The sequence below is a fragment of the Verrucomicrobiota bacterium genome (assembly GCA_016871535.1).
Lineage (GTDB): Bacteria > Verrucomicrobiota > Verrucomicrobiia > Limisphaerales > SIBE01 > VHCZ01.
Window position 1 is genome coordinate 24,623 of the sequence record VHCZ01000013.1, and the last position, 25,211, is coordinate 49,833.

The window sequence follows — 25,211 nt, forward strand, 5'->3', positions numbered from 1 at the left end:
ACGCGCTGCGCAAACTTACTGTTCTTTGTTATGGCAGGCCAACGCATTCGTATCCGACTGAAAGCCTATGACCATCGGGTCATTGACCAGTCTGCACACGATATCGTGGAGACGGTCAAACGAACCGGAGCCCGAGTCGCAGGACCGATTCCCCTTCCGACGCGGATCGAACGATTCACGGTTCAGCGTTCCCCTCACGCCGACAAGAAGTCGCAAGAGACTTTCGAGCAGCGCACCCACAAGCGCTTGTTGGATATCATCGATCCCACAGCGAAAACCGTGGACGAACTCAAAAAACTGAATCTCCCGGCCGGCGTTGACATCACGATTAAGATCTAAGGCTATGATCGGATTGCTCGGAAAGAAACTAGGGCAGACGCAGGTTTACGATGCGGCCGGAAATGTCATTCCGGTCACGGTCATTCTGGCCGGGCCAAACCGCGTCCTGCAGTGCAAAACCGTGGAGACGGATGGCTACAGCGCGGTTCAACTGGGATTCGACGATCAGAAGGAACATCGCACTGCCAAGCCGCTCAACGGCCATTTTCAAAAGTTCAAAACCACTCCCGTCAAGCGCATCCGCGAGTTCCGGAATTTTTCTCTGAGCGTGAAGCCCGGCGACGTGATTGGCCCCGGCATTTTCGCGCAGGGCGACTTCGTCGATGCGATAGGCGTGACCAAAGGCCGCGGGTTTGAAGGCGTGGTCAAGCGCCATCATTTTCGCGGCGGTGATTCCACACACGGCGCGAAGGGCTGGCATCGGCGTTCGGGCGCGATTGGGCAACGCTTGTTTCCCGGAACCGTTCGCCGCGGGATGCGCATGCCGGGACACATGGGCCACGCGCGCCGCACTGTCCAGAACCTCCAGGTCGTCCAGGTGCGCGAAAGCGAGAACATTCTCTTGATCAAAGGCGCCGTTCCTGGAGCAAAAGGCGACTACGTGGTCATTCGAGAATCCAAGAAACTGCCCAAGAAGGCCGCGGCGCCTGCAAAGTAATTTGAAGTTCCATGAAACTCGCTGTCAAAGATACACAAGGCAATCCGCAGGGTGAGTTGGAAGTGAAGTTTCCTGTCATCCAGGATGGCAAAGGAACCCAGGCGGTCCACGACGTGGTTGTGGCTTATCTGGCGGCGCAACGAAGCGGCACGGCCTGCACGAAGACCATGGGCGAGGTCGCTGGATCCGGCAAGAAGCCGTGGCGTCAGAAGGGCACCGGGCGCGCACGGGCCGGCTCATTCGCATCGCCTCTCTGGCGTGGCGGCGGAGTGGTCTTCGGCCCCAAGCCGCGGGATTGGCGCGTCAAAGTGACCAAAGCGACGCGGCGCCTCGCCTTTCAGAAGGCGCTGAGCGAGCGGCTGAAGGCCGGCGATGTCGTCATCCTGAGCGACCTCAAATTGAATTCACCGAAGACCAAAGAATTCCTGGGCGTGCGGTCTGCGCTTCAGTTGGAAGGAACGACATTGATCGTGGCTCCGGAGGCAGATCGGAATCTGTTGCTGGCCTCGCGCAATGTGCCGGATGTCGAGGTGACCACGAGCGAGGATTTGAACACCTACCAGGTTCTGCGGTTCGCCAAATTGGTGTTCACGCGGGACGCTTTTGAAAAGGTGGAACAGCGTCTTCAGAAGGACCAGCAGGCATGAATACTTTTGAGGTTATCAAAACGGTGCGCGTCACCGAGAAGGGTTCGCTCCAGAGCGAGAAATTCAACCACTACACGGTGGTGGCGGACCGGCGCGCCAACAAGGTCCAGATTCGGCGGGCGGTTGAAGAGCTTTTCAAAGTGAAGGTCCTCGACGTGCGCACGATGAATGTCTCCGGCAAACTCCGGCGGCAGCGCACGATGCAGGCAGGCAAAGCGCCGGACTGGAAGAAAGCCATTCTGACTCTGAAGAAGGGAGACAAGATCACCCTGACGTAACCGGATTTTCCTTATGCCAGTCAAAACCTTTCGCCCGCTCACGCCATCGACGCGTTATATCACGATCGCGTCGTTTGCTGAGATCACCAAGTCAAAGCCGGAAAAAAGCCTGGTGTTCATCCGCAAGAAGACCGGCGGGCGGAATTCCTACGGCCGTGTAACCAGCCGGGGGCGGGGCCAGGGTCACAAACAGAAAATCCGCGAAGTGGATTTCAAACGCAACAAGCGCGGAGTCGAAGCCAAAGTAGTCGCCATCGAGTACGACCCGATCCGCACGGCGCGGCTGGCGTTGCTCGAATACAAGGATGGAGAAAAGCGCTACATCATCGCCCCGGACGGTTTGAAGGTTGGCGCCACTTTGATGAGCGGTTCCTCCGCTCCACCTGAAGTTGGCAATGCGCTTCCCCTCAAAACCATCCCGATCGGTTTGCCGATTCATAACCTCGAAATCACGCCGGGACGCGGCGGCCAGATGGTCCGGACCGCGGGCGCTTCAGCGATCCTGATGTCTCGCGACGAGGAATATGCCCAGGTGCGTTTGCCTTCTGGAGAAATCCGAAGGTTCAACCTCGACTGCACAGCCACGATTGGACAGGTCGGGAATGCGGAGCATGAGAACGTGGTCCTCGGAAAAGCCGGGAGAAGCCGGCACCGCGGCATTCGCCCCCTGAGCCGCGGCGTGGCCAAGAATCCGGTCGATCACCCGATGGGCGGAGGAGCGGGCAAGACTTCGGGCGGCGGGCACCCGGTGACGCCGTGGGGCGTGATCACCAAGGGTTACAAGACTCGAAAGCAATTCAAACATTCGAACCGTTTCATCGTGGTGCGCCGTGACGGGCGGCCGGTGAAACAGAAGTAATCGCAGCGGCCTATGGGACGATCCATTAAGAAAGGTCCGTTCGTGGACGGACATTTGTTGGAAAAAATCTCGAAGTTAAACGCGACGAACACGAAGAAGCCGATCAAGACGTGGTCGCGGCGCTCCATGATCACCCCGGAATTCGTCGGCCACACGTTCAACGTGCATAACGGCAAAGTGTTCAATCCGGTCTTTGTCACCGAGAACATGGTCGGGCATCGACTGGGCGAGTTCTCGTTGACGCGCACCTTCAAGAAACACGGCGCGCACACCGCCAAGGCCGAAGCCAAGTAATTCGTTTATGGAAGTTCAAGCCATCACCCGGAATGTCCGGATGTCCGCGCAAAAGATGCGCGAGGTCGTTCGCCAGATTCAAGGCCTGCCCGCCCAGCAAGCGGTCGCCGTTCTGGCCGTCGTTCCCAGGAAATCCGCGCGGCTCGTGTCCAAAACGCTGAAATCCGCACTGGCCAATGCGGAGGACTTGAAAACTCACAAGACGGAGTACAACAGCCTGGACACGGCGAATCTGGTTGTGAAGGAAGCGCTGGCTCAGACGGCCACAACCATGAAGCGGTTTATCCCCAAGGCGCGAGGCTCGGCCGGGCCGATCCTGAAGCGGAACTGCCACATCAAGATCGTTCTCTCGGATGACTAATATGAAAAGCCAAAGGGTTCGAGTGTTGGAGTGTTGGAGTGTTGGAGTGCTTGAGCGTTCGATCGCGACGCTCCGACTGCGCTTTTTCCCGCCACTCCATGACTCCATCGCTCCATTACTCCAGTTCTGACGTATGGGACAAAAGACAAATCCGGTCGGCCTGCGCGTTGCCGTCAACAAAGATTGGCGCTCCAAGTGGTTCGCCGAGAAACGAGACTTTGGCAAATTGTTGTCCGAGGACCGGAAGATTCGCGACATCCTGAAGAAGAAGCTCGAATCGGCGTCCGTGCCAAAGATTCAGATCGAACGCGCCGCGACGCGGTGCCGCATCACGATTTTCACAGCCCGCCCCGGAGTGGTTATCGGCCGGAAAGGCGCGGAGATCGACAAGCTCAAGGAGGAGCTCAGCCGGATGACCGGCAAAGAGGTTTACGTGGACATTCAAGAGATCAAGACGCCCGAACTCGATGCGCAGCTCGTCGCGGAAAACATCGCCTTGCAACTCGAGCGCCGCATTTCTTTCCGGCGCGCCATGAAGAAGGCGGTGCAAACGGCCATGGACTTCGGCGCCGTCGGCATCAAGGTCCGTTGCGCTGGCCGGTTGGGCGGCGCGGAACTGGCGCGCGTCGAATCGTACCACGAGGGCAGCGTGCCGCTGCACACCTTGCGCGCGAATATTGAATACGGATTTGCCGAAGCCCACACGCTGTACGGCAAGCTCGGTATCAAGTGCTGGATTTGCAAGGGCGAGACCAAACCGGAAAAAGCGCTGCCGGCAGCCGCTTCTGTTTAGTTATCGAGAGGAATTGCTATGCCATTGATGCCGGCCAGAGTGAAGTATCGGAAAATGCACCGCGGGAACCGTGCGGGATTGGCTTACCGCGGCGCCACGGTCGCGTTCGGCGAGTACGGATTGAAGGCGCTGGAGCGCTGCTGGCTCGATACCAAGCAAATCGAAGCGGCGCGCGTGGCCCTGACCCGCTTTATGAAGCGGCGCGGCAAGATCTGGATTCGCATTTTTCCCGACAAATCGTTCACCAAAAAACCGCTCGAAACGCGCATGGGCAAGGGTAAAGGCCCCGTGGAATCCTGGGTGGCAGTCGTTCGCCCGGCCAACGTCTTGTTTGAGGTGGACGGCGTTCCGGAAGCGCTGGCGCGCGAAGCCATGCGCCTGGCCGCGGACAAGCTGCCCATCCGCACCAAGTTTGTTTCGCGCCACCACATGAGTTGATTCGACCGGCTTTATGAAGAGTTCTGAGATCAGAGATTTAACGTTCGCCGAGTTGCAGGCCAAAAGCCGCGACTTGCGGCAGGAGTTGTTCAATCTGCGGTTGCAGCAGGCGACCAGCCAACTGGAGAAGACCGGACGGCTCAGGATTCTGCGCCGCGATATCGCCCGGATTGAGACCCAACTCACGGTTCTGCGCAAGAAAGCCGCTTGATTTCCGTTTTTATGTCCGAGAATTCTACGATTAACCGAGGCCATCGCAAACAGCGGCTCGGCGAAGTCATTCCCAGCAAAATGGCCAAGACCATCGTCGTGCGGGTCGAACGCCGCTTTCAGCATCCCAAATTCAAAAAGGTCGTGACACGCTACCGGAAGTTTTACGCGCACGACGAAAAGGGCGAAGCGAAAGTAGGCGACCGTGTCCGAATCGAAGAAACGCGGCCGCTCTCCAAATTGAAATGCTGGCGGTTGGTTGAAGTGGTGTCCCGGAGCGCCGAAGCGCCCGCGGTGCATTAGCCATCGGAGATCTTATGTTGCAAGTTCGTTCCATATTGGATGTCGCCGATAACACCGGAGCCAAGCGGGCGGCGGCGATCGGCGTGCTGGGCCGCAACCAGCGCTACGCCCGCGTGGGCGACATCATCAAGGCCCATATCAAAGAGGCGACGCCGGACGGGACCGTAAAGAAGGGCGAAGTCGTGGACGCGGTGGTGGTCCGGACCCGGCGGCCTATCCGCCGAAACGATGGTTCCTACCTTCGCTTCGATACGAATGCGATCGTGATCATCGACAAGGAAAACAACCCGCGCGGGACGCGCATTTTCGGACCGGTCGCCCGCGAACTCCGCGACAAGAAATTCATGAAGATTATTTCGCTGGCTCCGGAGGTGATTTAGGTATGGCCAAAGCACACGTGAAGAAAGGCGACGAAGTGGTTGTGATTGCCGGCACGGAACGGGGCAAGCGCGGCAAGATCATCTCGGTGTTTCCGACGTCGCAGCGGGTCATCGTTGAGGGCGTGAAAATGATCAAGAAACACGTCCGCAAGAACCGGCAGAATCCGCAGGGCGCGATTATCGAGCGCGAAGGCACGATTCATCTTTCGAATGTCGTGCTGGCGTCGCGATTTGACGCGCGTGCCGCCAGACGCGGAGCGCCCCAGGCCAGCTAACCGTTGAAGCGCAATGAAACCCAGGCTCTATCAGGCATACGTCGAGAAGGTTCGGCAAGCGCTGAAGGAAAAGCGCAATTACAGGAACGTCCACGAAGTTCCGAAGATCGAGAAAATCGTTTTGAACATGGGCGTCAGCGCCTCGCTGGAGAAGGTGGCGATCGACGACGCGGCGAAGGATCTCGGATTGATCACCGGACGCAAAGCGGTCGTCAGCAAATCGCGAAAGAGCGTTGCCAATTTCAAACTGCGGCAGGGCCAGCCGATCGGGTGTCACGTCACCTTGCGCCGGGAAGCGATGTATGAATTCCTGGATCGCCTGGTGGCGGCGGCGCTGCCTCGCATCCGCGATTTCCGCGGCCTTTCCACGCGCTCGTTTGACGGACGGGGCAATTACTCGATGGGCATTGCCGACCAGACCATTTTTCCGGAGATCGATCTGGACAAGATCAAGCGCCAGCAAGGCATGGACATTACGATTGTGACGACAGCGAAAACCGACGCGGAAGCCCTGGATCTGTTGAAGATGATGGGCATGCCGTTTGCCGAAGGACGATAATATGGCCAAGAAAGCATGGATTGAACGCGACAAGAAAAAGCGCCAGGTGGCGGCCAAGTACGCCGCGCTGCGCGCCGAGTTGAAAGCCAAACGCGATTACGCGGGACTGGCCAAGTTGCCGCGGAACGCGAGCCCCGTGCGCGCGGTCAACCGTTGCAAGATTTCCGGCCGCCGCCATGGCTATTTGCGCAAGTTCGCCTGCTCGCGCCTGGTGTTTCGCGAATCGGCGCTGAGCGGACTGATCCCGGGCGTCGTCAAAGCAAGCTGGTAACCGTTATGACCGATCCCATTTCTGACTTGCTCACACGTTTGCGCAACGCTCACCAGGCGCTGATGCCGGACGTCGTGATGGCGCATTCCAAACTGAAAGAGAGCATTGCCCAGCTCTTGAAGCGCGAGGGCTACATCGCCGATTGCAGCGTCGAAGGCAAGACCGCGAAGAAACTGAAACTCAAACTGAAGTATCAGGGACGGCAAAGCGTCATCGCCGGCCTGCGGCGCGTCAGCACGCCCGGATTGCGCCGCTATGTCGGGGCGGATGAAATCCCGCGCGTGCTTGGCGGAATGGGCACGGCGATCATTTCCACCTCCAAAGGGGTGATGACGGGATCCGAGGCCCAAAAACAGAACGTGGGCGGCGAGTTGCTCTGTTTTGTTTGGTAGGCGCGGAAAGAATCATATGTCCAGAATTGGAAAAATACCGGTCCAGGTTCCTCCGAAGGTCAAAGTCGAAATCAAAGCCCGCAAGGTCTTTGTTGAAGGCCCCAAGGGCAAATTGGACTTCGAGTTGCCCCGGCGAACCTCCATCGCGCTGAACGGCGACAAGCTTGTGTTGAGCCGGGACGGCGACGACGCCCAGGCCAAGGCGCTGCACGGATTGAGCCGAGCCATCGTCAACAACATGGTCAAGGGTGTCACGGACGGCTTCGTTAAGAAGCTGGAAATTCAAGGCGTGGGTTTCAAAGCGGCCGTGCAAGGCAAGAACGTCAATTTGATCCTGGGCTATTCCCACCCGATCAACTATCCCATCCCGGATCAGATCAAAGTCACCGTCGAGGAAAACACGAAACTGACGATCGAAGGGCCCAACAAGGAAGTTGTGGGCCGTGTCGCGGCGGAATTGCGCGGGTTTTATCCCCCCGAGCCGTATAAGGGCAAAGGCGTTCGCTATCTGGGCGAGAAGGTCAAACGCAAGGAGGGCAAGACCGTTCAATAATTGCCTCGCGGCATGAATTGCGCGTCACGGCAAAATCCGTGGCGCAACCGACATGAGAACCGAAAAGAAAAATCAGCTCAGGCAACTGCGGCGCTGGCGCATCCGCAAGAAGGTCGCCGGCACGAGCGCGCGGCCCCGAATGAGCGTCTGTTTCACAGGCAAGAACATTTACGTGCAGTTTATCGACGATACCGCCGGCAAGACGCTGGCTTCCACCTCGACACTGGACAAATCCATTCCGGACCGGGAGAAGCTCAAAGCCAACGTCACGAGCGCAAAGCGGATCGGGCAAGCCGCAGCCGAAGCGGCCAAGAACAAAGGCATCCAGGCCGTCGTCTTTGACCGCCGCGGAGCGCGCTATCACGGAAAAGTCAAGGCGCTCGCCGATGCGGCCCGGGAAGCCGGCTTGAAATTCTAAATCGAACCAGGAGATCACTATCGTGGCGGAACAACCCAGAAGTAATTCGGAACCCGGCCGCGGCGGCGGACGCGGACCCGGCCGCGGCGGCCGGCGAATGCGCGGCGGAGCGGAAGGCACGGAACAGCAGGTTGAAGGAAAAGATTCGACCGAGCTCAGCGAGAAAGTCGTCTTCATCAATCGCTCCTCCAAAGTCGTCAAAGGCGGACGCCGCTTCAGCTTCAGCGCGCTGGTGGTCGTCGGGGACAAACAAGGACGCGTTGGCCTTGGCCTGGGGAAAGCGGGCGAGGTGGCCGATGCCATCCGCAAAGGCGGCGAGGAGGCGCGGCAGCGGATGTTGAAGGTCTCCTTGCGCAACGCGACGATCCCGCACGAGGTTATTTCCACGTTCGGAGGCGCGCGCGTGTTGTTGCGGCCTGCGTCGCCTGGGACTGGAATTATCGCGGGGAAAACGGTTCGTGCCGTCGTCGAGTCGGCCGGAGTGAAGGACATCTTGAGCAAGTCGCTGGGTTCCAAGAATGCCGCGAACGTGGCCAAAGCCACACTCGAGGCGCTCCGCACCTTGCGATTGCGCGACGAGATTTTCCGCAGCCGTGGTCTGTCGCTGAGAGTGGCGGCCCAGAGCGAACCGCCACCGCCACCGCCGGCTCCAGGTAACGTCTCCGCCTGAACTTCTCTTTATGCGATTACACGATCTCAAACCTCGTCCGGGCGCCAAGCACCGCCGGAAGCGTCTCGGGCAGGGTGAATCCAGCGGGCACGGAAAATCCAGCGGGCGTGGCGGGAAAGGCCAGACGGCCCGCTCCGGAAGCTCCATCCGGATCGGGTTTGAAGGCGGCCAGATGCCGCTCATCCGGAGGATGCCAAAGCGCGGTTTTAACAACGCCCGCCACACGGTGCGTTACATCCCGGTCAATCTGGAGGCTCTGAACCGGTTCGAGGATGGGGGCAGAGTGGACGAGGCGGTTCTGCGTTCCGCCGGGCTGGCCAGCGGGCGCGCGGACGGGATCAAGATTCTGGGCGGGGGTGAATTGACCCGGAAACTGACGGTCTGTGCGCATGCCTTCAGCGGCTCGGCGCGCGCCAAGATCGAGAAAGCCGGCGGCGTCTGCGAAACGGTGGGTTCCACCACGGCCGCTCCAGCCAAGAGCGCGTAAGTTTCGCTGAGGAATTCGCATGTTCAAAACGATCTGGAATACGTTCGCCAATTGTTTCAAGATTCCGGAGCTGAAGTCCCGGATTGTTTTTACCCTCCTGGTTTTGGCGATTTGCCGCATCATCGCGTGGGTTCCGACTCCGGGCCTCAATGCGACCGAACTGAGGGATTACCTGCAGAAGCCGGGTCAGATGGAGGGCAATTCCCTGCTCCAGATGTACAGCCTTTTCACGGGCGGCGCCTTGCAGAACTGCGCCATCGGCGCGCTCGGCATCATGCCCTACATCACGGCGACGATTATCATCCAGCTTTTGACGGCCGTGGTGCCAACCCTGAGCAAATTGGCGCGCGAAGAGGGCGGTCGGGCGAAAATCATCCAGTATTCGCGCTACCTGACGGTCTTATTGTGCCTGGGCCACGGCACGCTTATGGCCATAGGGTGGGAAAACCCAGGCCAGATTTTCCCGGGATTCGAAGGGAAACTTGTCGTGGTGGACAATATCTGGTGGTACCGGATTCAGACAATTCTGGCGCTCACGACGGGGACGTTGTTGCTCATGTGGATGGGGGAGCAAATCACAGAGCGAGGGATAGGGAACGGGGTCTCGTTGATCATCACGATCGGCATTGTGGCGGATCTGCCGATCGCGGGGCAGCAGCTTTACTACATGTTCTTCCCGGAGGCTGCAGGGCTGGGAGACCGGAAATACAACGTGTTCCATGCGATTGCGCTCGTTCTGCTCTTAGCCGCCGTGGTGGCTGCCGTCGTTGCCGTAACACAGGCCCAGCGAAAAATCCCCGTGCAATACGCCCAACGGGCCGTGGGACGCAAGGTGTACGCGGGGGGCAGCTCCTTCATGCCCTTGCGCGTGAATTATGCCGGGGTGATGCCCATCATTTTTGCTCAGGCTGTTTTGGTCTTCCCGGCGATGGCCCTTTCGAAGCTGGGGGATATCTCCCACATCCAGTTCTTCAAGGATATTGGGAATGATTTGACCCGCGGCGAGTTGCTCTATTATTGCCTGTACACGGCGATGATCCTGTTTTTCTCCTACTTCTGGGTCGCGACCCAGTTCAATGAATTGCAGATTTCTGACGATCTGAAGAAATACGGCGGATACATCCCCGGCGTTCGGCCCGGCCCGGCCACCAGCGATTTTTTGCACCGAACCATGAGCCGGATCACTCTGGCGGGAGCAGTCTTTCTCACCGTCATTGCGGTCATCCCGATGCTCATGGCCGATCTCTTTGGGATCAACTACCGGGTCTCGCAGTTCTTCGGTGGCACCAGTATGTTGATCACCGTAGGTGTGATGCTGGATACGATGAGGCAGATGGAGTCTCACTTGTTGATGCGGCACTATGACGGATTCCTGAAGAAGGGACGGATCCGAGGCCGTTTTTGACGTGATCATTCTGAAAAATGATCGGGATATCGAGGCAATGCGTGCGGCCGGGGCAGTGGCCAGCACGGTGCTCGACGAGATTTGTGCGTGGATCACACCGGGTGTCACGACTAAAGAGATTGATCAGTACGCGGCTGGCAGCATAAAGAGCCACGGCGCCAAGAGCGCCTTTTTGGGATATCGAAAATATCCATGCTACGTCTGCCTCTCTGTGAATGAGGAAGTTGTGCATGGATTGGCGAGTGACCGGCGCGTTCATTTTGGCGATATTGTCGGGATTGATGTCGGTGTTCTTTTCAAGGGCTACATTGGTGATACGGCGCGAACGGTCGCCGTGGGCGGATGCGACGTACTGGCCCAGAAACTGATTGATGTGACGGAAAAGGCGCTGTATGAAGGGATCGCACAAGCGCGGGCCGGGAAGCAAGTGTCGGATATCTCGCGTGCGATCCAGACCTACGTGGAACGCAATGGGTTCAGCATCGTGCGTGAATTTGTAGGGCATGGCGTGGGCCGCTCAATGCACGAAGATCCGCAGGTGCCGAATTACGTAGATGGCAAACCGTCGCCAAGATTGCGTCCGGGCATGACGTTGGCGATTGAGCCGATGGTGAATGCGGGCGGTCCGGCGGTGCAGATTCTGCGCGACGGCTGGACGGTGGTCACGAAGGACGGCCAGCCTTCCGCCCATTTTGAACACACGGTTCTGATCACCGAGTCTGAGCCGGAGATTTTAACGTGGCCAGCGAAGCACCTATTGAAGCCGAAGGCAAGGTAGTGGAAGTATTGCCGAACAGCCGGTACCGAGTGGAGTTGGCCAATGGCCATCGCCTGCTCGCTTATGTGTCCGGGAAGCTCCGGCTGGAATTCGTCCGATTTGCGCCGGGTGACGTGGTCACGGTGCAGATGTCGGCTTACGACTTGTCCCGGGGCTGCATCGCGTCTAAAGAAACGAGAGTCGATTTATGAAAGTTCGAGCGTCTGTGAAAAAACTGTGCGAGCACTGCAAGATTGTGCGCCGCAAAGGCGTGATCCGCGTCATTTGCAGCAACTCGCGTCACAAGCAGCGGCAAGGTTAACCTGGATTGAATTGAATTATGGCACGCGTACTTGGTGTGGACATTCCCGGTCAGAAGCGGATTGATATCGCGCTTCGCTTCATTTACGGCATCGGCCCGGCCAACTCGAAGTGGATTCTGGACAAAGCCAAGATCAATCCGGGCATCCGCGCCAAAGATCTGACGGAACAGCAATTGTCGCAGATCGTTCACGCCATTCAGGATGGCAAATACGTCATCGAAGGCGATCTGCGGCGGGAGATCGGGTTGAACCTCAAGCGGCTCCAGAGCATCAAATGCTATCGAGGCGTCCGGCATCTTCGGAGTCTGCCCGTTCGCGGGCAGCGCACGCAAACCAATGCGCGCACACGAAAAGGCCCGCGGAAGACCGTCGGCGTTCAACGAAACCCGCAAGCAAAAGCTGGCATCCACTAGGCTCAAATCGCGCGCTAATCACAAACCCCCAACTCCTGCAACGGATTCCGCATGGCTGACGAACCTAAACCGAAAAAACCGGCTCCCAAAAAGGAGAGCAAACCCGCCCCTCCTGCCGCGGCCCGAGAACAGGCGGCTCCCAAAGGACTAGCTGACGAAGCCAAGCCTCCGAAGCCGGCAAAGAAAGCGTTGGCGGCAGAAGGCGCGGACGCCGCCAAGCCCGCGGAGAAACCCGCTGGAGGCGCTGCTCCGGCTGCTCCAGCAGTTCCCACTGCGGGCGTCGCTCCAACGGCCGCGGAACTCCTCGGGGACGACCAGGCCGCAAAGAAAATCATCAAGGCCAAAGGCGCCAAGAACATCTCGGTCGGCGTCGCGAATATCCTGGCCACCTTCAACAATACCCTGGTGTCGATCACGGACATGCACGGCAACGTCATTGGCTGGTCTAGTTCCGGGAAGGTTGGATTCAAAGGTTCGCGCAAGAGCACGGCGTTTGCCGCTCAGCAAGTCGCGCAGGACGCTGCCCGCCAGGCCATGTCACACGGCATGAAAGAAGTTGAAATCCGCGTCCGAGGTCCGGGTTCAGGCCGGGAATCGGCGATCCGAGCGCTTCAGGCAATTGGCCTGGAGATCAGCAGCATCAAGGATGTGACTCCCGTCCCGCACAACGGCTGCCGGCCCCGCAAGAAGCGCCGCGTTTGAGGTTTGATATGAGTTTCAAGTTTCAAGTTTCAAGTTTCGAGTTCCCAAAGGAAGCGCCGAAGGTTTGGGCGCAACTCCGCACTCCGCACTCCGCATTCCGCAATTAACCTATGGCTCGATATACTGGTCCTCGCGTTCGAATCAGCCGGCGATTTGGCATTCCGATCTACGGCGCTTCAAAGTACCTCGAACGGAAAAACTATGGTCCCGGCGTGCATGGCCCCAGGAGCCGGCGCAAGAGCACCGATTACGCGCTGGGGCTGATCGAGAAACAGAAGCTCCGATACTATTATGGTCTGATGGAACGTCAGTTCAGGCGCGTTTACCAGAAGGCCCTCAAGCGGCGCGGCGTCACGGGTGAAACCATGCTTCAGATTCTCGAACTGCGCCTCGACAATGTGGTTTATCACCTGGGCTTCGCCAATACCCGTGCCGCGGCCCGCCAGATGGTCACGCACGGCCATATCAAGGTCAATGGCCGGAAAGTGAACGTTCCGTCTTGCGGCCTGAAAGTGAATGACACCGTGGAAGTGAAGGACTCCAGCGTTTCCCGCCAGATGGGCACGCGCAACCTCGAATCGGCCACCAGCCGCGCCGTGCCAGACTGGCTTACCTTGAATCGCGACGCTTTCAAAGGAACGGTTCTGCGGGTTCCAACCCGCGATGAAATCCAGCCGATTGCCAACGAGCAGGCAGTGGTAGAATTTTATTCCCGCTAAACAACAAAGCGGATTATTGGATGTTTGGATGACCGGGTTATTTGGACAAGCTCCATTGATCCAGAAATCCACCGATCCATTAACCCAAAACAATTATACGGACGGCTTCGGTCGCGGGAATAAACAGCCGGGGCCGTCAGATCAAAATTGTTGAAAGAAGACTATGCCAGTACGACTCGGTCGTTTTGAAATGCCCAAACGGTTGGTCAAAGAAGACACAACCGCCACTGAAACCTACGCCAAGTTCATTGCCGAACCGTTTGAAACCGGTTACGGCCACACCGTCGGGAACTCGCTCCGGCGGGTCCTGCTGTCCTCGTTGGAAGGCGCGGCCATTACCTCCATCAAGCTCGATGGCGCCATGCACGAATTCACCACCATTGACGGCGTGGTGGAGGATGTCACCGACGTCATTCTGAATCTGAAAAAAGTGTTGTTCAAGGCCCGCAGCCGTGAGCCGCAGACTGTGATGATCTCCGTGCAGAAGGAGGGGCCCGTCCTCGCCGGGGACATCAAGTTGACCCAGAATCTGGAACTGGTGAATCCCAAGCAGATCATCTGCACCCTCGACAAAAAGAAGAAGTTCGAGATGGAGATGGAGGTCAAGGTCGGGCGCGGCTTTTGCCCGGGGGACGAGAACAAGAAACCCGATCAGCCCATCGGCGTGATCGCAATCGATTCGCTATTTTCGCCGGTTACCCGCGTCCGCTATTCCGTCGAGAGCGCGCGCGTCGGCCAGCGTACGGATTATGACCGGCTGGTTCTGGAGATCTGGACCGACGGACGTGTTTCTCCGGACGATGCGCTTACCCAGGCTTCAGCGATTCTACAGCATCACCTGGACGTTTTCGTGGGCTACGACAAGAATGCCGTCGAATTCGAGCAAGAGCCGGATAAGCAGGACGACGAGAAAGCCCGCCAGCGCAAGGTGCTCAACATGAGCGTCAATGAAATCGAACTCAGCGTGCGCGCGGCCAACTGCTTGAACAACGCGAACATCACCACCGTCGGCCAGCTCGCCATGAAGACCGAGGCGGAGATGCTCAAGTATCGCAACTTCGGCAAGAAATCTCTGAACGAAATCAAAGAGAAACTCGCGGCCCTGGGACTGGCGTTGGGAATGAACATCGACCCGTCCCTGCTCGAAGCGCCCAAGGAAGAACCCAAGACGGCCTAGAGAGGAATCCCCATGCGACATCTCAAGAGAACGGCCAAACTGGGCCGCACCGGCGAGCATCGAAACGCGATGCTCGCCAATCTGGTTAGCAGCCTCATCCTCCACAAACGGGTCACCACCACGCTGGCAAAAGCCAAGGCCGCCCGGCCCGTGGCCGAGAAGATGGTGACGCTGGGGAAAACCGGGTCCATTCATGCCCGGCGGCTGGCTGCGGCGCGGTTGAAATACAACCCGCGGCGGGCTCTCCCGAGCAAAGCGCTGCGCGCCAAAGCCCGCAAGAACGACATCGTCCATATTCTGTTCGATGAGATCGCCCCGGCGTTCAAGAATCGTAATGGCGGTTACACGCGCATCGTGAAGCTGAATCGCCGCCAGGGTGACGCTGCGGAACTTGCCATCCTGGAATGGGTCGAGTTGCCAGCGGCGGCGCCGACAGAAGCCCCGAAACCCGAGGCCGCAGCGGCTTCGCAGGCTCCCGCTTCCACCGAGGCACCCGCAACTCCTGAACAGAGATAACCATCCGTCAGTTGTCGGCTTGTTGACTGCTCTTGCCTCGGTGAATTCAGGCGCGTCTTGGGGCGGCGGCGTTCCGGCTTGCAGGGACGGCATTAGTGCGTGGGGTGCCAAATGACGCGCCAAGGATTGATATCTCTTGGGTTCCGCGATAGGAAGCTTCTCATGAAAATACTTCTTCCGTTCCTGCTCTTGGCCTCGGTCACGGCGGGCGAAGCGCGCTGGCCGCAGTTTCGCGGTCCTGGAGCAATGGGCGTCGCCGAAGGGAAAAACCTTCCCGAGACATGGAGCAAGGATCAGAACGTGGCGTGGAAAACCGAAATTCCGGGCTATGGGTGGTCCTCACCCATCGTCTGGAACGACCGGATCTTTCTGACCTCGGTGATCAAGGATGGCGAAGTCGAAACACCCAAGAAAGGACTCTATTTCGGCGGGGAACGGCCCACCCCCTCGAAGGATCTTCATCATTGGATGGTGTATTGTGTGGACAGCCGCACGGGCAAGATACTTTGGGAAAAGCAGGTTCATGAAAGCGCGCCGCCCAGTTCTATTCACGTCAAGAACACCTACGCGTCGGAAACGCCGGTCACGGACGGCGAGCGCGTGTATGCCTGCTTCGGCAATGTCGGCGTCTTCTGTCTGGACTACGCCGGGAACGAACTGTGGTCGCACAAGCTCCCGGCCCGCAAAGTCCGCAATGGCTGGGGGACGGCCGCGTCGCCGGTGTTGCACGGCGACAGGCTCTACCTCGTGAACGACAACGAAGAGCAATCGTTCCTGCTCGCGCTGGACAAGCGGACCGGAAAGGAAGTCTGGCGCGTCCCTCGCGACGAGAAGAGCAACTGGGCGACTCCTTATATCTGGGAGAACGAGAAACGAACCGAGATCGTCACGCCGGGACGCACCCGGGTTCGGTCCTATGATTTGGAGGGACAACTCCTGTGGGAGTTGGGCGGCATGTCCTCCATCGTGATTCCAACGCCGTTTTCTAAGTTCGGGCTCCTCTACGTCTGCTCCGGCTACGTGGGGGACAAGACGCGGCCTGTGTTCGCTATTCGGCCCGGCGCTTCCGGAGATATCTCTCTCAAACCGGGAGAGACCAGCAACGAGTTCATCGCCTGGTTCCAGCCCGTGGCGGCGCCGTATAATCCATCACCACTCCTTTACAACGATTATTTCTACGTGCTGTTCGATTTCGGTTTCCTCGCCTGCCACGACGCACGGACGGGCCGGGAGTTGTTCGGCAAACAGCGCATCAACACCACAGGAACCTCCGGCTTCACCGCCTCGCCTTGGGCCTACAATGGCCGCATCTTTTGCCTGAGCGAAGACGGTGACGCGTTCGTTTTCCAGGCAGGGCCAGACTACAAACTGCTCCGAAAAAACAGCCTCGATGAAATGTGCATGGCCACACCGGCTATCGCCGCCGACAGCCTCATCATTCGGACGGCCCGACACCTTTACTGCATTCGCGATGCGGCGGCGGTTCGCTAGTGATGTGTCTCACAAATGGCTGGAGTTATGCCGCAAGGGATTTTGGCCTCCCGCGAGGCGCGAGCGACGCGCATACCTCTCGTGGGTCTGTAAGGCGTGAGCAACGAAGCAGGAGGCCAAAAGACCTGTGGCCCGAAGGGTTGCGCCGAGAACGGTCTGGGGCTGCGTGCTCCTGGGTCGCAGAGCACTGGGGCTATGCTCCCTCGTCGCGCCTTGCCCCAGGCCGTTTTGGGCGCAACATAACTCCAGCCATTTGTGAGACACATCACTAGTGCTGATCTCCTCATGCGCAGTTCGACGGTAGAGAAAGTCGGATTAGCCGGTCCGGTGCGCCGGAGCCGCCTAAAGGCGGGATTACAAACCGGCGCACATTCATGGGAAGTTTCCACGGTTTCCGAACCGGTAGGGCGAGTCCGTCCCGGCGAGCCGCTCCACGTGCTCGGAACACGTCCGAATCGGCTCGCCCTACCCGAAGGTCCATGGAGGGTTGACCGGGATTCCTGGCCGCAAGCCGCGATTGAAGCGACCCGGAAACTGGCCACGAGACTCGTATTAGTGCTTGCGCTGGCCGTGCCGATTTCCTCCTACGCGCAGCAACCCCCAGACGATTCCACAGCCAAGAAACCGTTTTATCTCCCGAAGAACCCGGTCGCCGCCGCTTACGTCCTCGGTCGCCTGTCGAACCAGGACTTGATCGAAGCGCCCCGCAGTGAGTTCGTCTATGTCGCGCTGCTGCAACGCAAAAACCTGGACAGGAAGTACCGGTTGGAAGCCTTGGATGGACTGGCCAAAGCGCGAAACACAGACACCGTGACCGAGTTGATCTCGGCGTTGGGCGAACTGGACAAGAAGGGCGAAGAGTCCGAACCGGTCCTGCGGGAATTATCCGTTTTGTTGCTGTCTCGATCGCCCGAGGAGATCTCTTCCAAGCGGTCGGCCCTGGAAAACCTCTCAACTCAAGCGCAGGGCGCGCCAACGCGGCAGATCGCGTTCGCCGGAGTCATCACGGGCGACAAATCCTTGGAGCCTCTCTGGAAAAGCGCGGAGGCCGGCAGAGCGAAACTGACGGATGTTGTCCAGGCTGCCGCGCTGGTCCGCGACGCGGCGCTTCGCGCTCAGGCCGGCCCGAAGATCACGCCGCTCTTGGATACGACTGATCAACCTGAACTGCGTCGCGCCGCCATCGCGGCGGTGGCTGCGATTCCGGGACGTGAAGCGGAGATCTTCAAGAGACTCGCCGCGATGATCCAAGCCGGAGTCGAAGTGAAAGCCGCGCTGGCCAGCCTTCCGCGCATTCCCAAGAAGCTTTGGCCCGCGGACACAGTCCCGGCGCTCGCCGAAAGAGTGCTCCAGCACCTGGGAAACGTGCCGCCCCCGGAACGGACTCAGCCGGAGTTCATCAACGCCGTGCAGTTCGCGACGGATCTCGCGTCGCTGCTTCCGGCAGAGCAGGGGAAGGCCATGAACAAGGTGCTGCGCAGCCTCGGCGTGCGAGTGATCGTCATTCGCACGCTCCACGAACAGATGCTTTACGATAAGCAGTTGATCGTGGTCGAAGCGGGCAAGCCAGTGGAAATCCTGTTTGAGAATGACGACACGATGCCCCACAACCTGGTAGTCGTCCTGCCTGGCGCCGTCGAGGAAATCGGCCTCGCCAGCGAAACGATGCCGCCGCTGCCAGACGCGCAAGGGCGGCTCTACCTCCCTGCGTCGTCCAAGGTTCTGCACGCCACGCGCCTCTTGCTGACAGGCGAAAAGGAAAAGCTCAGTTTCACTGCGCCGCAGCAACCCGCTGACTACTCCTACGTTTGCACGTTTCCAGGCCACTGGCGGCGCATGGTCGGCATCCTGAAAGTCGTGAAAGACCTGGAGGAATACCTGGCCACTCACACCGAACCGGTCGCGCCGCAAACGACGGAATGGAAAGTCAGCGACCTGGCGCCCGACCTCGAGAAACCGCGATCCGGACGAAATCTGGCGCAAGGAAAGCAATTGTTCACCGCGCTGGCCTGCGCTCAGTGCCACAAGCTTGGAACCCACGGATACGCATTCGGACCGGATTTGACCGAGGTGTTTCAACGCTGGAAAGGCGACCGCGCTGGCGTGCTGGGCGAACTGATCGAGCCTTCCAAAGTCATCAACGACCGCTATCGCAATTTCGAGTTCGAATTGAAAAACGGCGACAGCGTGATCGGCCTGATCGTGAAGGAAGACACGGCCAGTGTGACGGTTCAAACCGGAGCGTCCGATGCTTTGATCCAGACTTTGCGCAAGGCGGACATCAAAGAGCGAAAACCCCAGGCATCGTCCCTGATGCCGATGGGCCTGCTCAACCAGAGTTCAAAAGATCAGATCCTCGATCTCCTGGCGTTTCTGGAATCCGGCGGCAAGACGGAATCATCCGAACACCGGCATTGATACGGCGTGTCGGAGTGTCGGAGTGTCGGGGTAACGGAGTGGACCGCTCAGATTACTCCGACACCCCGACACCCCGACACCCCGATACCTCGATACCTCGATACCCTTATGCCCGAGGGCGTCTATGCGCTTTCACACTGTCCCGCGATGGGCAGCTCCAGCACGAACGTGGCGCCTCGGCCGAGTCCATCGCTCTGCACGCTCAGGCTGCCTCCCATTTCCTTCGCGGCGAGAGCCCCGCTGTGCAGGCCGAATCCGTGCCCGGTCTTGCGCGTGGTGAAGCCGTGTTGAAAGATGCGAGTCAGGTTTTCCGGAGCAATCCCGATCCCGTTGTCCGCAATCGAGATTTGCAGCGTCTGATCGGGGGAGTTGGCAATGCGGATTCGGATGATCTTACTCGCGGCTCCGCCCTCGACGAGCGCTTCCTTGGCATTGCGCAAGATGTTGACGAGGACTTGCAGCACCTTGTGCCGCTCGAGCAAGAGCGAGGGAAGCGTCTCGTAGTGGCGCTCCAGTTCGATGCCGTGGCGTTGGAAAGCGGCGGCGTTGATCTGCAGGGCGTCCTCCATCAACTGGGAGACCGCCAGCCTTTCGCGGAGGCCGGAAACCTGGGCGTAGCTCTGCTGCATGGCCACGATTTCCTTGATGTGCTCGACGTGGCGCATGACGGACTTCACTTCGTTGCGCACCCAGTCGTTCTCCTTGGCAAGATGTTCGGTCAACTGCGAAAGGAAGTTCGGAAAAGATTGGCCTCGGGGATCGGAAGCCAGAAAGCGAGGCAGGTCGGCCTCGTGCTCGCGGAGGAGTGCGAGCACTTGTTCCAAATCGCGCGCCCCGGAACGGCGCAGGCGATGATGGACGAGGGTGACGGAGACGTTCACGCTATTGAGCACGTTGCCGACGTTGTGGAGCACGCCGGTGGCCACTTCTGCCATCCCCGCCCGGCGGGAGATTTCCACCAGGTTTTGTTGTGCTTCCGCCAATGCGGCGTGAGCGCGTTCTTTGGCGGACATCTGCTCCTGCAACTCGCACGTGCGCTCCCGCACCCGCTGCTCCAGGGTTTGCTTGGCTTCCAGCAGCGCGTCCTGCGTGCGTTTCCGTTCGATGGCGGCCCTCAGCATGTCCGCGGCGGCCTTGAGGCTGTCGCGCTCCGCATCATTCCACTCCCGCTCCTGGTTCCATTGATCGTACCCGATTAGCCCCCACCAGGCGCCACCGATCATGATGGGCATCAGCATGAGCGACTTGACCTGCGGATCGATGACCGCGCGCTCCGCATCGCCCAACTCGCGCACGTGCGCGGACGCAAATTCGCCGCGTTGGAAGATGTCCGCCCAAGAGTCCAATCCGGCGGCGTGCCAGCTCAAGTTCCGCCACCGGGCCGGAGCCTGGCTGGGACCGCAGCCGGGGGCGATCCATGCGTAGCGTTGGCTGAAGTGCAGTGCGCCGTCCGGTCCAGGATGGTTTTCGAAGAGGTAGGCGCTGCCGACTTCTGCGGACTGCCCCAGTTTGGCCAGCACGTCGCGGATCACGGTGCGCCAGTCGTCCGTGCTCAACAGCGTCTGGGCGGCGAAACGGACACTTTCCAGAATTCGATCGCGGTGTTGCAGCGCGGCCGTCATGCGGTTGAAAGAGTGGGCCAGGCTTTCGATTTCATCGCCGCTCCGAACGTCTGCTCGCGCGAACAGGTGGCCCCGGGCGACCGCGCGAACGACTTCGTGCAAGCTGCCAATGGGCCGAACCAAGCGCCGGGCGTACCCGATGGAAGCGGCCGCGCTGATGGCCACGCAGATCATCGCAAGAACTGCGGTGCGAAAATAGACCTTCGCGATGCTGCCTTCGTACGAATCCAGGGAAAGGCCAATGTGAATCCAGCCCCACTCGATGCCGGAATAGTTGAAAGGGATCGAGTAATTGAAGACGCGCATTCCGAACATCGGCTTGAATTCGATTCCGCTCCGCTCACGGCGCTCGGCTGGACGCCAGGTTGTGTCCAGATTGCCCTGGCGCCAGCCGGAGTGGTCGCTGATGAGGGAGTACCCGTCCATGCGGACCAATACCAGGTAGCGCAGGGCCGGATCACCTTTGAGCAGTTGCAGGCAGTGATCCACCACTGTGCTGAAATCCTGAGTCACGAGCGCGCTAGCGGCCACGTCCTGCAACGAAACTGCGCTGCCGCGGCCTTTGGAATTGAGGTTTTCGATGAAAATGCGCTGCTGCTCAGGAATAATCGCCGCGACGAAGATCAGCAGGGCCAGGAGTGTGACGGACCACGCCAGCAAGGCAATTTTCAGGCCGATGCCCATGCGCTTCCAAGGACGAGTCATTCCGGTCGCCATACGCCGTCAAGGAGCGTCGTTGGAGTCGAGCGAGCCCCGGCACGGGGCGCTAAACCGGAAGCGGGGTTGAGTTCCCGATGGACCGCGATCAGACCGCGCGCCGTGTCCAATACCTGCGCGGGACATCGTTCGATCCGGTCGGCTTGGAAGAGCGTCAGGATCTGCTTGCCCGAAGCGGTTAGGTGCATCTTGAGAACTTCCGCCACAATCTCATCCTGCGGTGCGCCGCGATAATCGGGGCGCAAGAAGGTGAAGGCCGGCACTAATTCCATCGAAGCCGCCAGCGGTTTCAACTGCACCCGCAGTTGCGGGTTAAGTTCGCTCATCGTGTCGAACCCGCTCCGGGTGACGACGCAAGCGTCCTGCTGCCGGAAAAACACCGGCAACACTACCCCGGTCAGCTTCGGGGCGCTCCGGACCTGGCTGAAGTGTTGGGACGGCAAAGCCAGGCCTTGCTGCGCCAGGAGAACCTCCAGCCAGATGCCTGCCAGGGACGCGCGGACGTGGTCCAGTATCACAAGACTTCGCCCTTTCAGTTCGCCAGGACTTGAGATGCCGGATTTGACATGCACCAACAGCAGGTACTGCTCGGAGGTTTTTCCAGCGATGGAGGAGACGAGCAGGTTCGTGTTCTGAAGGTTCGGCTCCAATGCGAGATAGTCATCGGTCGTGAGCGAAACGCAATCCACTTGCTTGCTGCGGAGTGCTTCGACAATGGCGGCGCGGCTCGGATGGATGATCGGCTGGCCGTCCAGGTTGATGTTGCGTTCTTTGGCGAGGCCTTGAGCCCAGCCCCGGACGGCCGCTTGCGCGTCGTTTTCGTTCACGCCGCTGAACATGCGCGCCGAGAAGGCGAAGCGGAACGGGGGCCGGTTCGTTTCATCGGCGGAACCGAAACATCTGGCGACGAGCGCCAGCATCACCATCAACCTCGCGATCATTTGCCTTCCTTTCCGGCGCTTCGCACTCGGCTCGGCCCGTTTTTCTTGAGCAGTTCGTCGTAAGTAATTCAATCGGAGCTTCCTCGCGCGATCCAGGACCGATACCGGGTACGCGATCAATCGCTCGCCGCCTTGAAAAACCGTGAGAAGCTGCTGGCCTCGTGGTTGCTCGTGGAGCCGCTGAATGCCCTCCAGGGTCGTCGCTTTATCCGCCGGGTTCGCCATCGACCCAAAGCACAACACGGTGACGACAAACGCGGGGGACGCTGCGAGCACGCGCAGGTTTTTCCCGACCTGCGGGTTCAGTTCCACCATCGTGTCGAAGCCGCGCCGCGTCACCAGGCAAGCCTGGGCGTTGCCGAAGAATACGGGCAACACCACCGTGGACAGTTTCCGTTCCAAGGTCACTTTGGCGAACAGACCTTCTGCGCTGGGCAGGCCCTGCTCCAGCAGCAGCACGTCGAGCCACATCCGCGCCAGGCTGGTGCGCAAATTGTCGTATTCCGTCAGCAATCCCCCTCGCAACCCGGCCAGGTTCGTGACCGCGCTGCCCCGGTGAACCAGGAGCAGGAACTCCTCTCCGGGATCGGACCGACCGGGTTCGTCGAACACATGCACGCTGGCCACCTCGTCGCTGATTCGCAGATACTCCTCCGTGGTCACGCTGGCGGCATCCAACTGGCCGTTGCGCAATGCTTTTCCGACCTCCAGAACGTTGTCAAAAGTATCTATGGATTTCAGAACGATCCCCCGTTCTTTTCCGACCGATTCGATATAGACTTTCAAGGCGGCGCGACCGTCGTTCTCGTTGAGGCCTCTGAACATCCGCGTGGTCAACCCAAAACGAAGCAAGTTGCCGGTGTTTTCCCTGGGCACCTCCGCCGCCATTCCCGCCATGACCGCGGCGAAGAACATGCCTTGGAAACACCTTGTGACGGCTCGTGCTCGCCCTCGTCCTTCGTTCTCTTTCTCGCAAACCGCGTGAAATCGAGGACGATCGCATCGCTTTGTCTTCAAAACCAACGAGGCAGAATCACGCGCGAAAATCCGAAATCCGAAATCCGAAACAAAGCGAAAGCAAATCGAGAAAACTCGAAACAGGAGCGCTCCGCCGCTCGTTTGGGGATTTGCCCGTTTTCCATATTGGAATTTGTTTCGTATTCGAGCTTCGGATTTCGGGTTTCCAGAGTTGCCGAGCCTGCAGGGATTTCAGGTGACGGATAGACTGTTTAGGATTGTCCCGCGTTTCACATGCCTCAGCGCCGGCCCTCGATTCGTTTGATGAGTTCTGTGCCGACCAACAGCGTAATTTGGGATTGGAGGGCAAGGTGATCGTAACGCGTTTTGTAGTGGGTGGCCGACATCAACGCTTCCATGATCTGCGCGCGAATGACTTTCTCGGTGTCCACCAGGTCATTCTGGTAGGCGCGTGTGTTGAGGTCGCGGCTCTCGATGGCGGCATTCATCGCTTCCCGCGTCGCGTCATGCCCTTTCTGCGCCGTGTTCAAGCTCAGGAACGCGTCCTTGATCTGGAGCGCAATGCCCTCTTTGAGGAGGAACTTGTCGGCCGGTTTGACGACGGCGTTCCAGGACAAGCCGATCGTATTGGCCAGCGCCGCCTGCGCCATGGCCTCATTCTTTTCGAGCAAGGCCACCATGGAGCGCAGCGATTCCACCACGACTTTGGTCTCCAACCAGTCCGTCTTCTTCACGCGGCCGCTGCCTTCCTTGTACATCGTTTCCGTGAGATTGAGCGTGGCCTCCATTCGCGCCAGCGTTTCCTTGCCCACATGGTGCACCTGGGCCGCAAGGACGGAGCCGTAGTAGAATCGTTTCACGCTGTCCGCGATTTCCAGATCCGTGCGGCGCGCTTCCTCCTTCCGCAAATCCACCAAGCCTTTGCCTTGCTCCCGGTAGCCTTTCCGCATTCCTCCATCGTAGAGCAGCCACGTCGCGCCCAGCGAGCCGTAGGCGGAATCCCGATCCTGGAGAATCACCTCTTGCGCGGGAACCGTTATGGTCTGTTCCGGGATTTGAAACGTGCTGAGTGGGATCGTCCCGATCCCGGGGATGGTAATCGGCAGCGAGCCGCCGAACGGAATGGTGAAGTTCTGCGCCGGGACGGGGAAAGCCCGGGCGGGGAAAATGAAATTGGGGCGCTCGTCCAATCGTTCGACCGCCGCCCGCAGCGTGATCTGGGGCCAATGCGCCGCGAGCGCCTGTCGATGCTGCGCCTCCGCCATCGCCACGGCGAAACGCGACGCGGGGCGGCGCCGGTTGTTTTGCAGAGCTTCGGCAAGACATTGATCCAGCGTCTTCTCCTGGCTGGACACTACGACGGGAGCCTGGGTGCTTTCGGCCGCGTGCGTTTGCAGGGACAGAACTGCAACCAGTGAAAGAAGCATTTTCGTTGGCAAGGTCGTCGGGCGTGCGGGAGGAATCATAGCGGGTCCTTCAGGGAAGCCTCTTGGGGCGCCGTGGATTCGATGTGCATATTGCTCGCGCGTTGTTCAAGGTCACAAAGCCGCACCCAGGAGGATAGAAGGCTCAACGCTGTCGGAGGGCAACCGGGTTGCCTCATCCAGTCGCACTATGTCGAGAGCGAGCGCCTGCCTCAAGTCTAAACGGGCGTCCTTTCAATCACGAACCGGCGCGGTGGGGCGAGGCTCCCGCCGAGCCTTGCTTCCAGAGATCCATTCCTTAGTGGTCCGTTTCGTAAATACGCTCACGTTCGTTGCGCCCAATTTGGCCTGGGGCAAGGCGCGACGAGCGAGCATCCCCCGCCAGTGGGGCTGTGACCGAGGAGCAACGCAGCCCCAGGCAAA

34 protein-coding genes are annotated in these 25,211 nt (G+C 59.3%); 31 read left to right on the plus strand and 3 right to left on the minus strand.

What is annotated here, in order from left to right; translation table 11 throughout:
• Positions 1 to 30: 30 nt before the first annotated feature.
• The 31 genes from rpsJ (at position 31) to FJ398_03490 (ending at position 19,106) form a co-directional block, all read left to right on the plus strand.
• On the plus strand, positions 31 to 339 hold the full coding sequence (gene rpsJ / locus FJ398_03340) for a 30S ribosomal protein S10 (GenBank protein MBM3836990.1): 309 nt from the start codon (positions 31 to 33) through the stop codon (positions 337 to 339).
• 4 nt (positions 340 to 343) lie between these two features.
• On the plus strand, positions 344 to 997 hold the full coding sequence (locus tag FJ398_03345) for a 50S ribosomal protein L3 (protein ID MBM3836991.1): 654 nt from the start codon (positions 344 to 346) through the stop codon (positions 995 to 997).
• An 11-nt stretch (positions 998 to 1,008) separates the two neighbouring features.
• A complete protein-coding gene (gene rplD / locus FJ398_03350) occupies positions 1,009 to 1,644 on the plus strand; it encodes a 50S ribosomal protein L4 (protein ID MBM3836992.1) in 636 nt (211 codons plus the stop codon).
• Positions 1,641 to 1,922, plus strand: coding sequence for a 50S ribosomal protein L23 (locus FJ398_03355; GenBank protein MBM3836993.1), 282 nt, complete (start codon positions 1,641 to 1,643; stop codon positions 1,920 to 1,922). The genes rplD and FJ398_03355 overlap by 4 nt, the downstream gene beginning before the upstream one ends.
• A gap of 13 nt (positions 1,923 to 1,935) precedes the next feature.
• Positions 1,936 to 2,781, plus strand: coding sequence for a 50S ribosomal protein L2 (rplB, locus tag FJ398_03360; GenBank protein MBM3836994.1), 846 nt, complete (start codon positions 1,936 to 1,938; stop codon positions 2,779 to 2,781).
• Positions 2,782 to 2,793: 12 nt separating this feature from the next.
• Positions 2,794 to 3,075 carry a 30S ribosomal protein S19 gene (rpsS, locus tag FJ398_03365; GenBank protein MBM3836995.1) on the plus strand — a complete coding sequence of 94 codons (282 nt, stop codon included), beginning with the start codon at positions 2,794 to 2,796 and terminating at the stop codon, positions 3,073 to 3,075.
• A gap of 7 nt (positions 3,076 to 3,082) precedes the next feature.
• Positions 3,083 to 3,436 carry a 50S ribosomal protein L22 gene (locus FJ398_03370; GenBank protein MBM3836996.1) on the plus strand — a complete coding sequence of 118 codons (354 nt, stop codon included), beginning with the start codon at positions 3,083 to 3,085 and terminating at the stop codon, positions 3,434 to 3,436.
• 133 nt (positions 3,437 to 3,569) lie between these two features.
• On the plus strand, positions 3,570 to 4,229 hold the full coding sequence (rpsC, locus tag FJ398_03375; GenBank protein MBM3836997.1) for a 30S ribosomal protein S3: 660 nt from the start codon (positions 3,570 to 3,572) through the stop codon (positions 4,227 to 4,229).
• Between the two features lie 18 nt (positions 4,230 to 4,247).
• Entirely contained in the window at positions 4,248 to 4,667 is a 420-nt protein-coding gene (gene rplP, locus FJ398_03380) for a 50S ribosomal protein L16 (protein MBM3836998.1), read from the plus strand.
• Between the two features lie 13 nt (positions 4,668 to 4,680).
• Positions 4,681 to 4,878 (plus strand): 50S ribosomal protein L29, encoded by a 198-nt coding sequence (locus FJ398_03385; GenBank protein MBM3836999.1) that lies wholly within the window; start codon positions 4,681 to 4,683, stop codon positions 4,876 to 4,878.
• Between the two features lie 11 nt (positions 4,879 to 4,889).
• Positions 4,890 to 5,180 (plus strand): 30S ribosomal protein S17, encoded by a 291-nt coding sequence (gene rpsQ / locus FJ398_03390; protein ID MBM3837000.1) that lies wholly within the window; start codon positions 4,890 to 4,892, stop codon positions 5,178 to 5,180.
• 14 nt (positions 5,181 to 5,194) lie between these two features.
• Positions 5,195 to 5,560 (plus strand): 50S ribosomal protein L14, encoded by a 366-nt coding sequence (rplN, locus tag FJ398_03395; protein ID MBM3837001.1) that lies wholly within the window; start codon positions 5,195 to 5,197, stop codon positions 5,558 to 5,560.
• A gap of 2 nt (positions 5,561 to 5,562) precedes the next feature.
• Entirely contained in the window at positions 5,563 to 5,835 is a 273-nt protein-coding gene (locus tag FJ398_03400) for a 50S ribosomal protein L24 (protein ID MBM3837002.1), read from the plus strand.
• Positions 5,836 to 5,848: 13 nt separating this feature from the next.
• Positions 5,849 to 6,394: a 50S ribosomal protein L5 gene (gene rplE, locus FJ398_03405; GenBank protein MBM3837003.1), complete on the plus strand. Its 546-nt coding sequence runs from the start codon at positions 5,849 to 5,851 to the stop codon at positions 6,392 to 6,394.
• A gap of 1 nt (position 6,395) precedes the next feature.
• Positions 6,396 to 6,665, plus strand: coding sequence for a 30S ribosomal protein S14 (gene rpsN, locus FJ398_03410; protein MBM3837004.1), 270 nt, complete (start codon positions 6,396 to 6,398; stop codon positions 6,663 to 6,665).
• Positions 6,666 to 6,670: 5 nt separating this feature from the next.
• Positions 6,671 to 7,057, plus strand: a complete 387-nt coding sequence (gene rpsH, locus FJ398_03415) for a 30S ribosomal protein S8 (GenBank protein ID MBM3837005.1) — start codon at positions 6,671 to 6,673, stop codon at positions 7,055 to 7,057.
• Between the two features lie 16 nt (positions 7,058 to 7,073).
• Positions 7,074 to 7,610 carry a 50S ribosomal protein L6 gene (locus FJ398_03420; GenBank protein ID MBM3837006.1) on the plus strand — a complete coding sequence of 179 codons (537 nt, stop codon included), beginning with the start codon at positions 7,074 to 7,076 and terminating at the stop codon, positions 7,608 to 7,610.
• A 52-nt stretch (positions 7,611 to 7,662) separates the two neighbouring features.
• Positions 7,663 to 8,028 carry a 50S ribosomal protein L18 gene (locus FJ398_03425; protein ID MBM3837007.1) on the plus strand — a complete coding sequence of 122 codons (366 nt, stop codon included), beginning with the start codon at positions 7,663 to 7,665 and terminating at the stop codon, positions 8,026 to 8,028.
• 97 nt (positions 8,029 to 8,125) lie between these two features.
• Complete coding sequence (locus FJ398_03430) at positions 8,126 to 8,698, plus strand: 30S ribosomal protein S5 (GenBank protein ID MBM3837008.1); 573 nt, start codon at positions 8,126 to 8,128, stop codon at positions 8,696 to 8,698.
• A 10-nt stretch (positions 8,699 to 8,708) separates the two neighbouring features.
• Positions 8,709 to 9,185, plus strand: a complete 477-nt coding sequence (locus tag FJ398_03435) for a 50S ribosomal protein L15 (protein ID MBM3837009.1) — start codon at positions 8,709 to 8,711, stop codon at positions 9,183 to 9,185.
• A 19-nt stretch (positions 9,186 to 9,204) separates the two neighbouring features.
• On the plus strand, positions 9,205 to 10,590 hold the full coding sequence (secY, locus tag FJ398_03440; GenBank protein MBM3837010.1) for a preprotein translocase subunit SecY: 1,386 nt from the start codon (positions 9,205 to 9,207) through the stop codon (positions 10,588 to 10,590).
• A gap of 1 nt (position 10,591) precedes the next feature.
• Complete coding sequence (gene map, locus FJ398_03445) at positions 10,592 to 11,368, plus strand: type I methionyl aminopeptidase (GenBank protein ID MBM3837011.1); 777 nt, start codon at positions 10,592 to 10,594, stop codon at positions 11,366 to 11,368.
• Positions 11,329 to 11,559, plus strand: coding sequence for a translation initiation factor IF-1 (gene infA / locus FJ398_03450; protein ID MBM3837012.1), 231 nt, complete (start codon positions 11,329 to 11,331; stop codon positions 11,557 to 11,559). The genes map and infA overlap by 40 nt, the downstream gene beginning before the upstream one ends.
• Positions 11,556 to 11,669, plus strand: a complete 114-nt coding sequence (rpmJ, locus tag FJ398_03455; protein ID MBM3837013.1) for a 50S ribosomal protein L36 — start codon at positions 11,556 to 11,558, stop codon at positions 11,667 to 11,669. The genes infA and rpmJ overlap by 4 nt, the downstream gene beginning before the upstream one ends.
• An 18-nt stretch (positions 11,670 to 11,687) precedes the next feature.
• Complete coding sequence (gene rpsM, locus FJ398_03460; protein MBM3837014.1) at positions 11,688 to 12,083, plus strand: 30S ribosomal protein S13; 396 nt, start codon at positions 11,688 to 11,690, stop codon at positions 12,081 to 12,083.
• Positions 12,084 to 12,134: 51 nt separating this feature from the next.
• Positions 12,135 to 12,785, plus strand: coding sequence for a 30S ribosomal protein S11 (gene rpsK, locus FJ398_03465; GenBank protein MBM3837015.1), 651 nt, complete (start codon positions 12,135 to 12,137; stop codon positions 12,783 to 12,785).
• A 110-nt stretch (positions 12,786 to 12,895) separates the two neighbouring features.
• A complete protein-coding gene (gene rpsD, locus FJ398_03470) occupies positions 12,896 to 13,504 on the plus strand; it encodes a 30S ribosomal protein S4 (GenBank protein ID MBM3837016.1) in 609 nt (202 codons plus the stop codon).
• 163 nt (positions 13,505 to 13,667) lie between these two features.
• Entirely contained in the window at positions 13,668 to 14,681 is a 1,014-nt protein-coding gene (locus FJ398_03475) for a DNA-directed RNA polymerase subunit alpha (protein MBM3837017.1), read from the plus strand.
• Positions 14,682 to 14,693: 12 nt separating this feature from the next.
• A complete protein-coding gene (locus FJ398_03480; protein MBM3837018.1) occupies positions 14,694 to 15,197 on the plus strand; it encodes a 50S ribosomal protein L17 in 504 nt (167 codons plus the stop codon).
• Positions 15,198 to 15,359: 162 nt separating this feature from the next.
• Positions 15,360 to 16,688, plus strand: a complete 1,329-nt coding sequence (locus tag FJ398_03485; GenBank protein MBM3837019.1) for a serine/threonine protein kinase — start codon at positions 15,360 to 15,362, stop codon at positions 16,686 to 16,688.
• 255 nt (positions 16,689 to 16,943) lie between these two features.
• Positions 16,944 to 19,106 (plus strand): c-type cytochrome, encoded by a 2,163-nt coding sequence (locus FJ398_03490; protein ID MBM3837020.1) that lies wholly within the window; start codon positions 16,944 to 16,946, stop codon positions 19,104 to 19,106.
• A gap of 122 nt (positions 19,107 to 19,228) precedes the next feature.
• On the opposite strand, the gene FJ398_03495 is transcribed toward FJ398_03490, so the two are convergent.
• The 3 genes from FJ398_03495 to FJ398_03505 all read right to left on the minus strand — a co-directional run bounded on the left by FJ398_03495 (position 19,229) and on the right by FJ398_03505 (position 24,791).
• Positions 19,229 to 21,043 (minus strand): HAMP domain-containing protein, encoded by a 1,815-nt coding sequence (locus FJ398_03495; protein MBM3837021.1) that lies wholly within the window; start codon positions 21,041 to 21,043, stop codon positions 19,229 to 19,231.
• Between the two features lie 386 nt (positions 21,044 to 21,429).
• Complete coding sequence (locus FJ398_03500) at positions 21,430 to 23,301, minus strand: phosphate/phosphite/phosphonate ABC transporter substrate-binding protein (GenBank protein MBM3837022.1); 1,872 nt, start codon at positions 23,299 to 23,301, stop codon at positions 21,430 to 21,432.
• 341 nt (positions 23,302 to 23,642) lie between these two features.
• Positions 23,643 to 24,791 (minus strand): TolC family protein, encoded by a 1,149-nt coding sequence (locus FJ398_03505; protein MBM3837023.1) that lies wholly within the window; start codon positions 24,789 to 24,791, stop codon positions 23,643 to 23,645.
• Between the last annotated feature and the right edge of the window lie 420 nt (positions 24,792 to 25,211).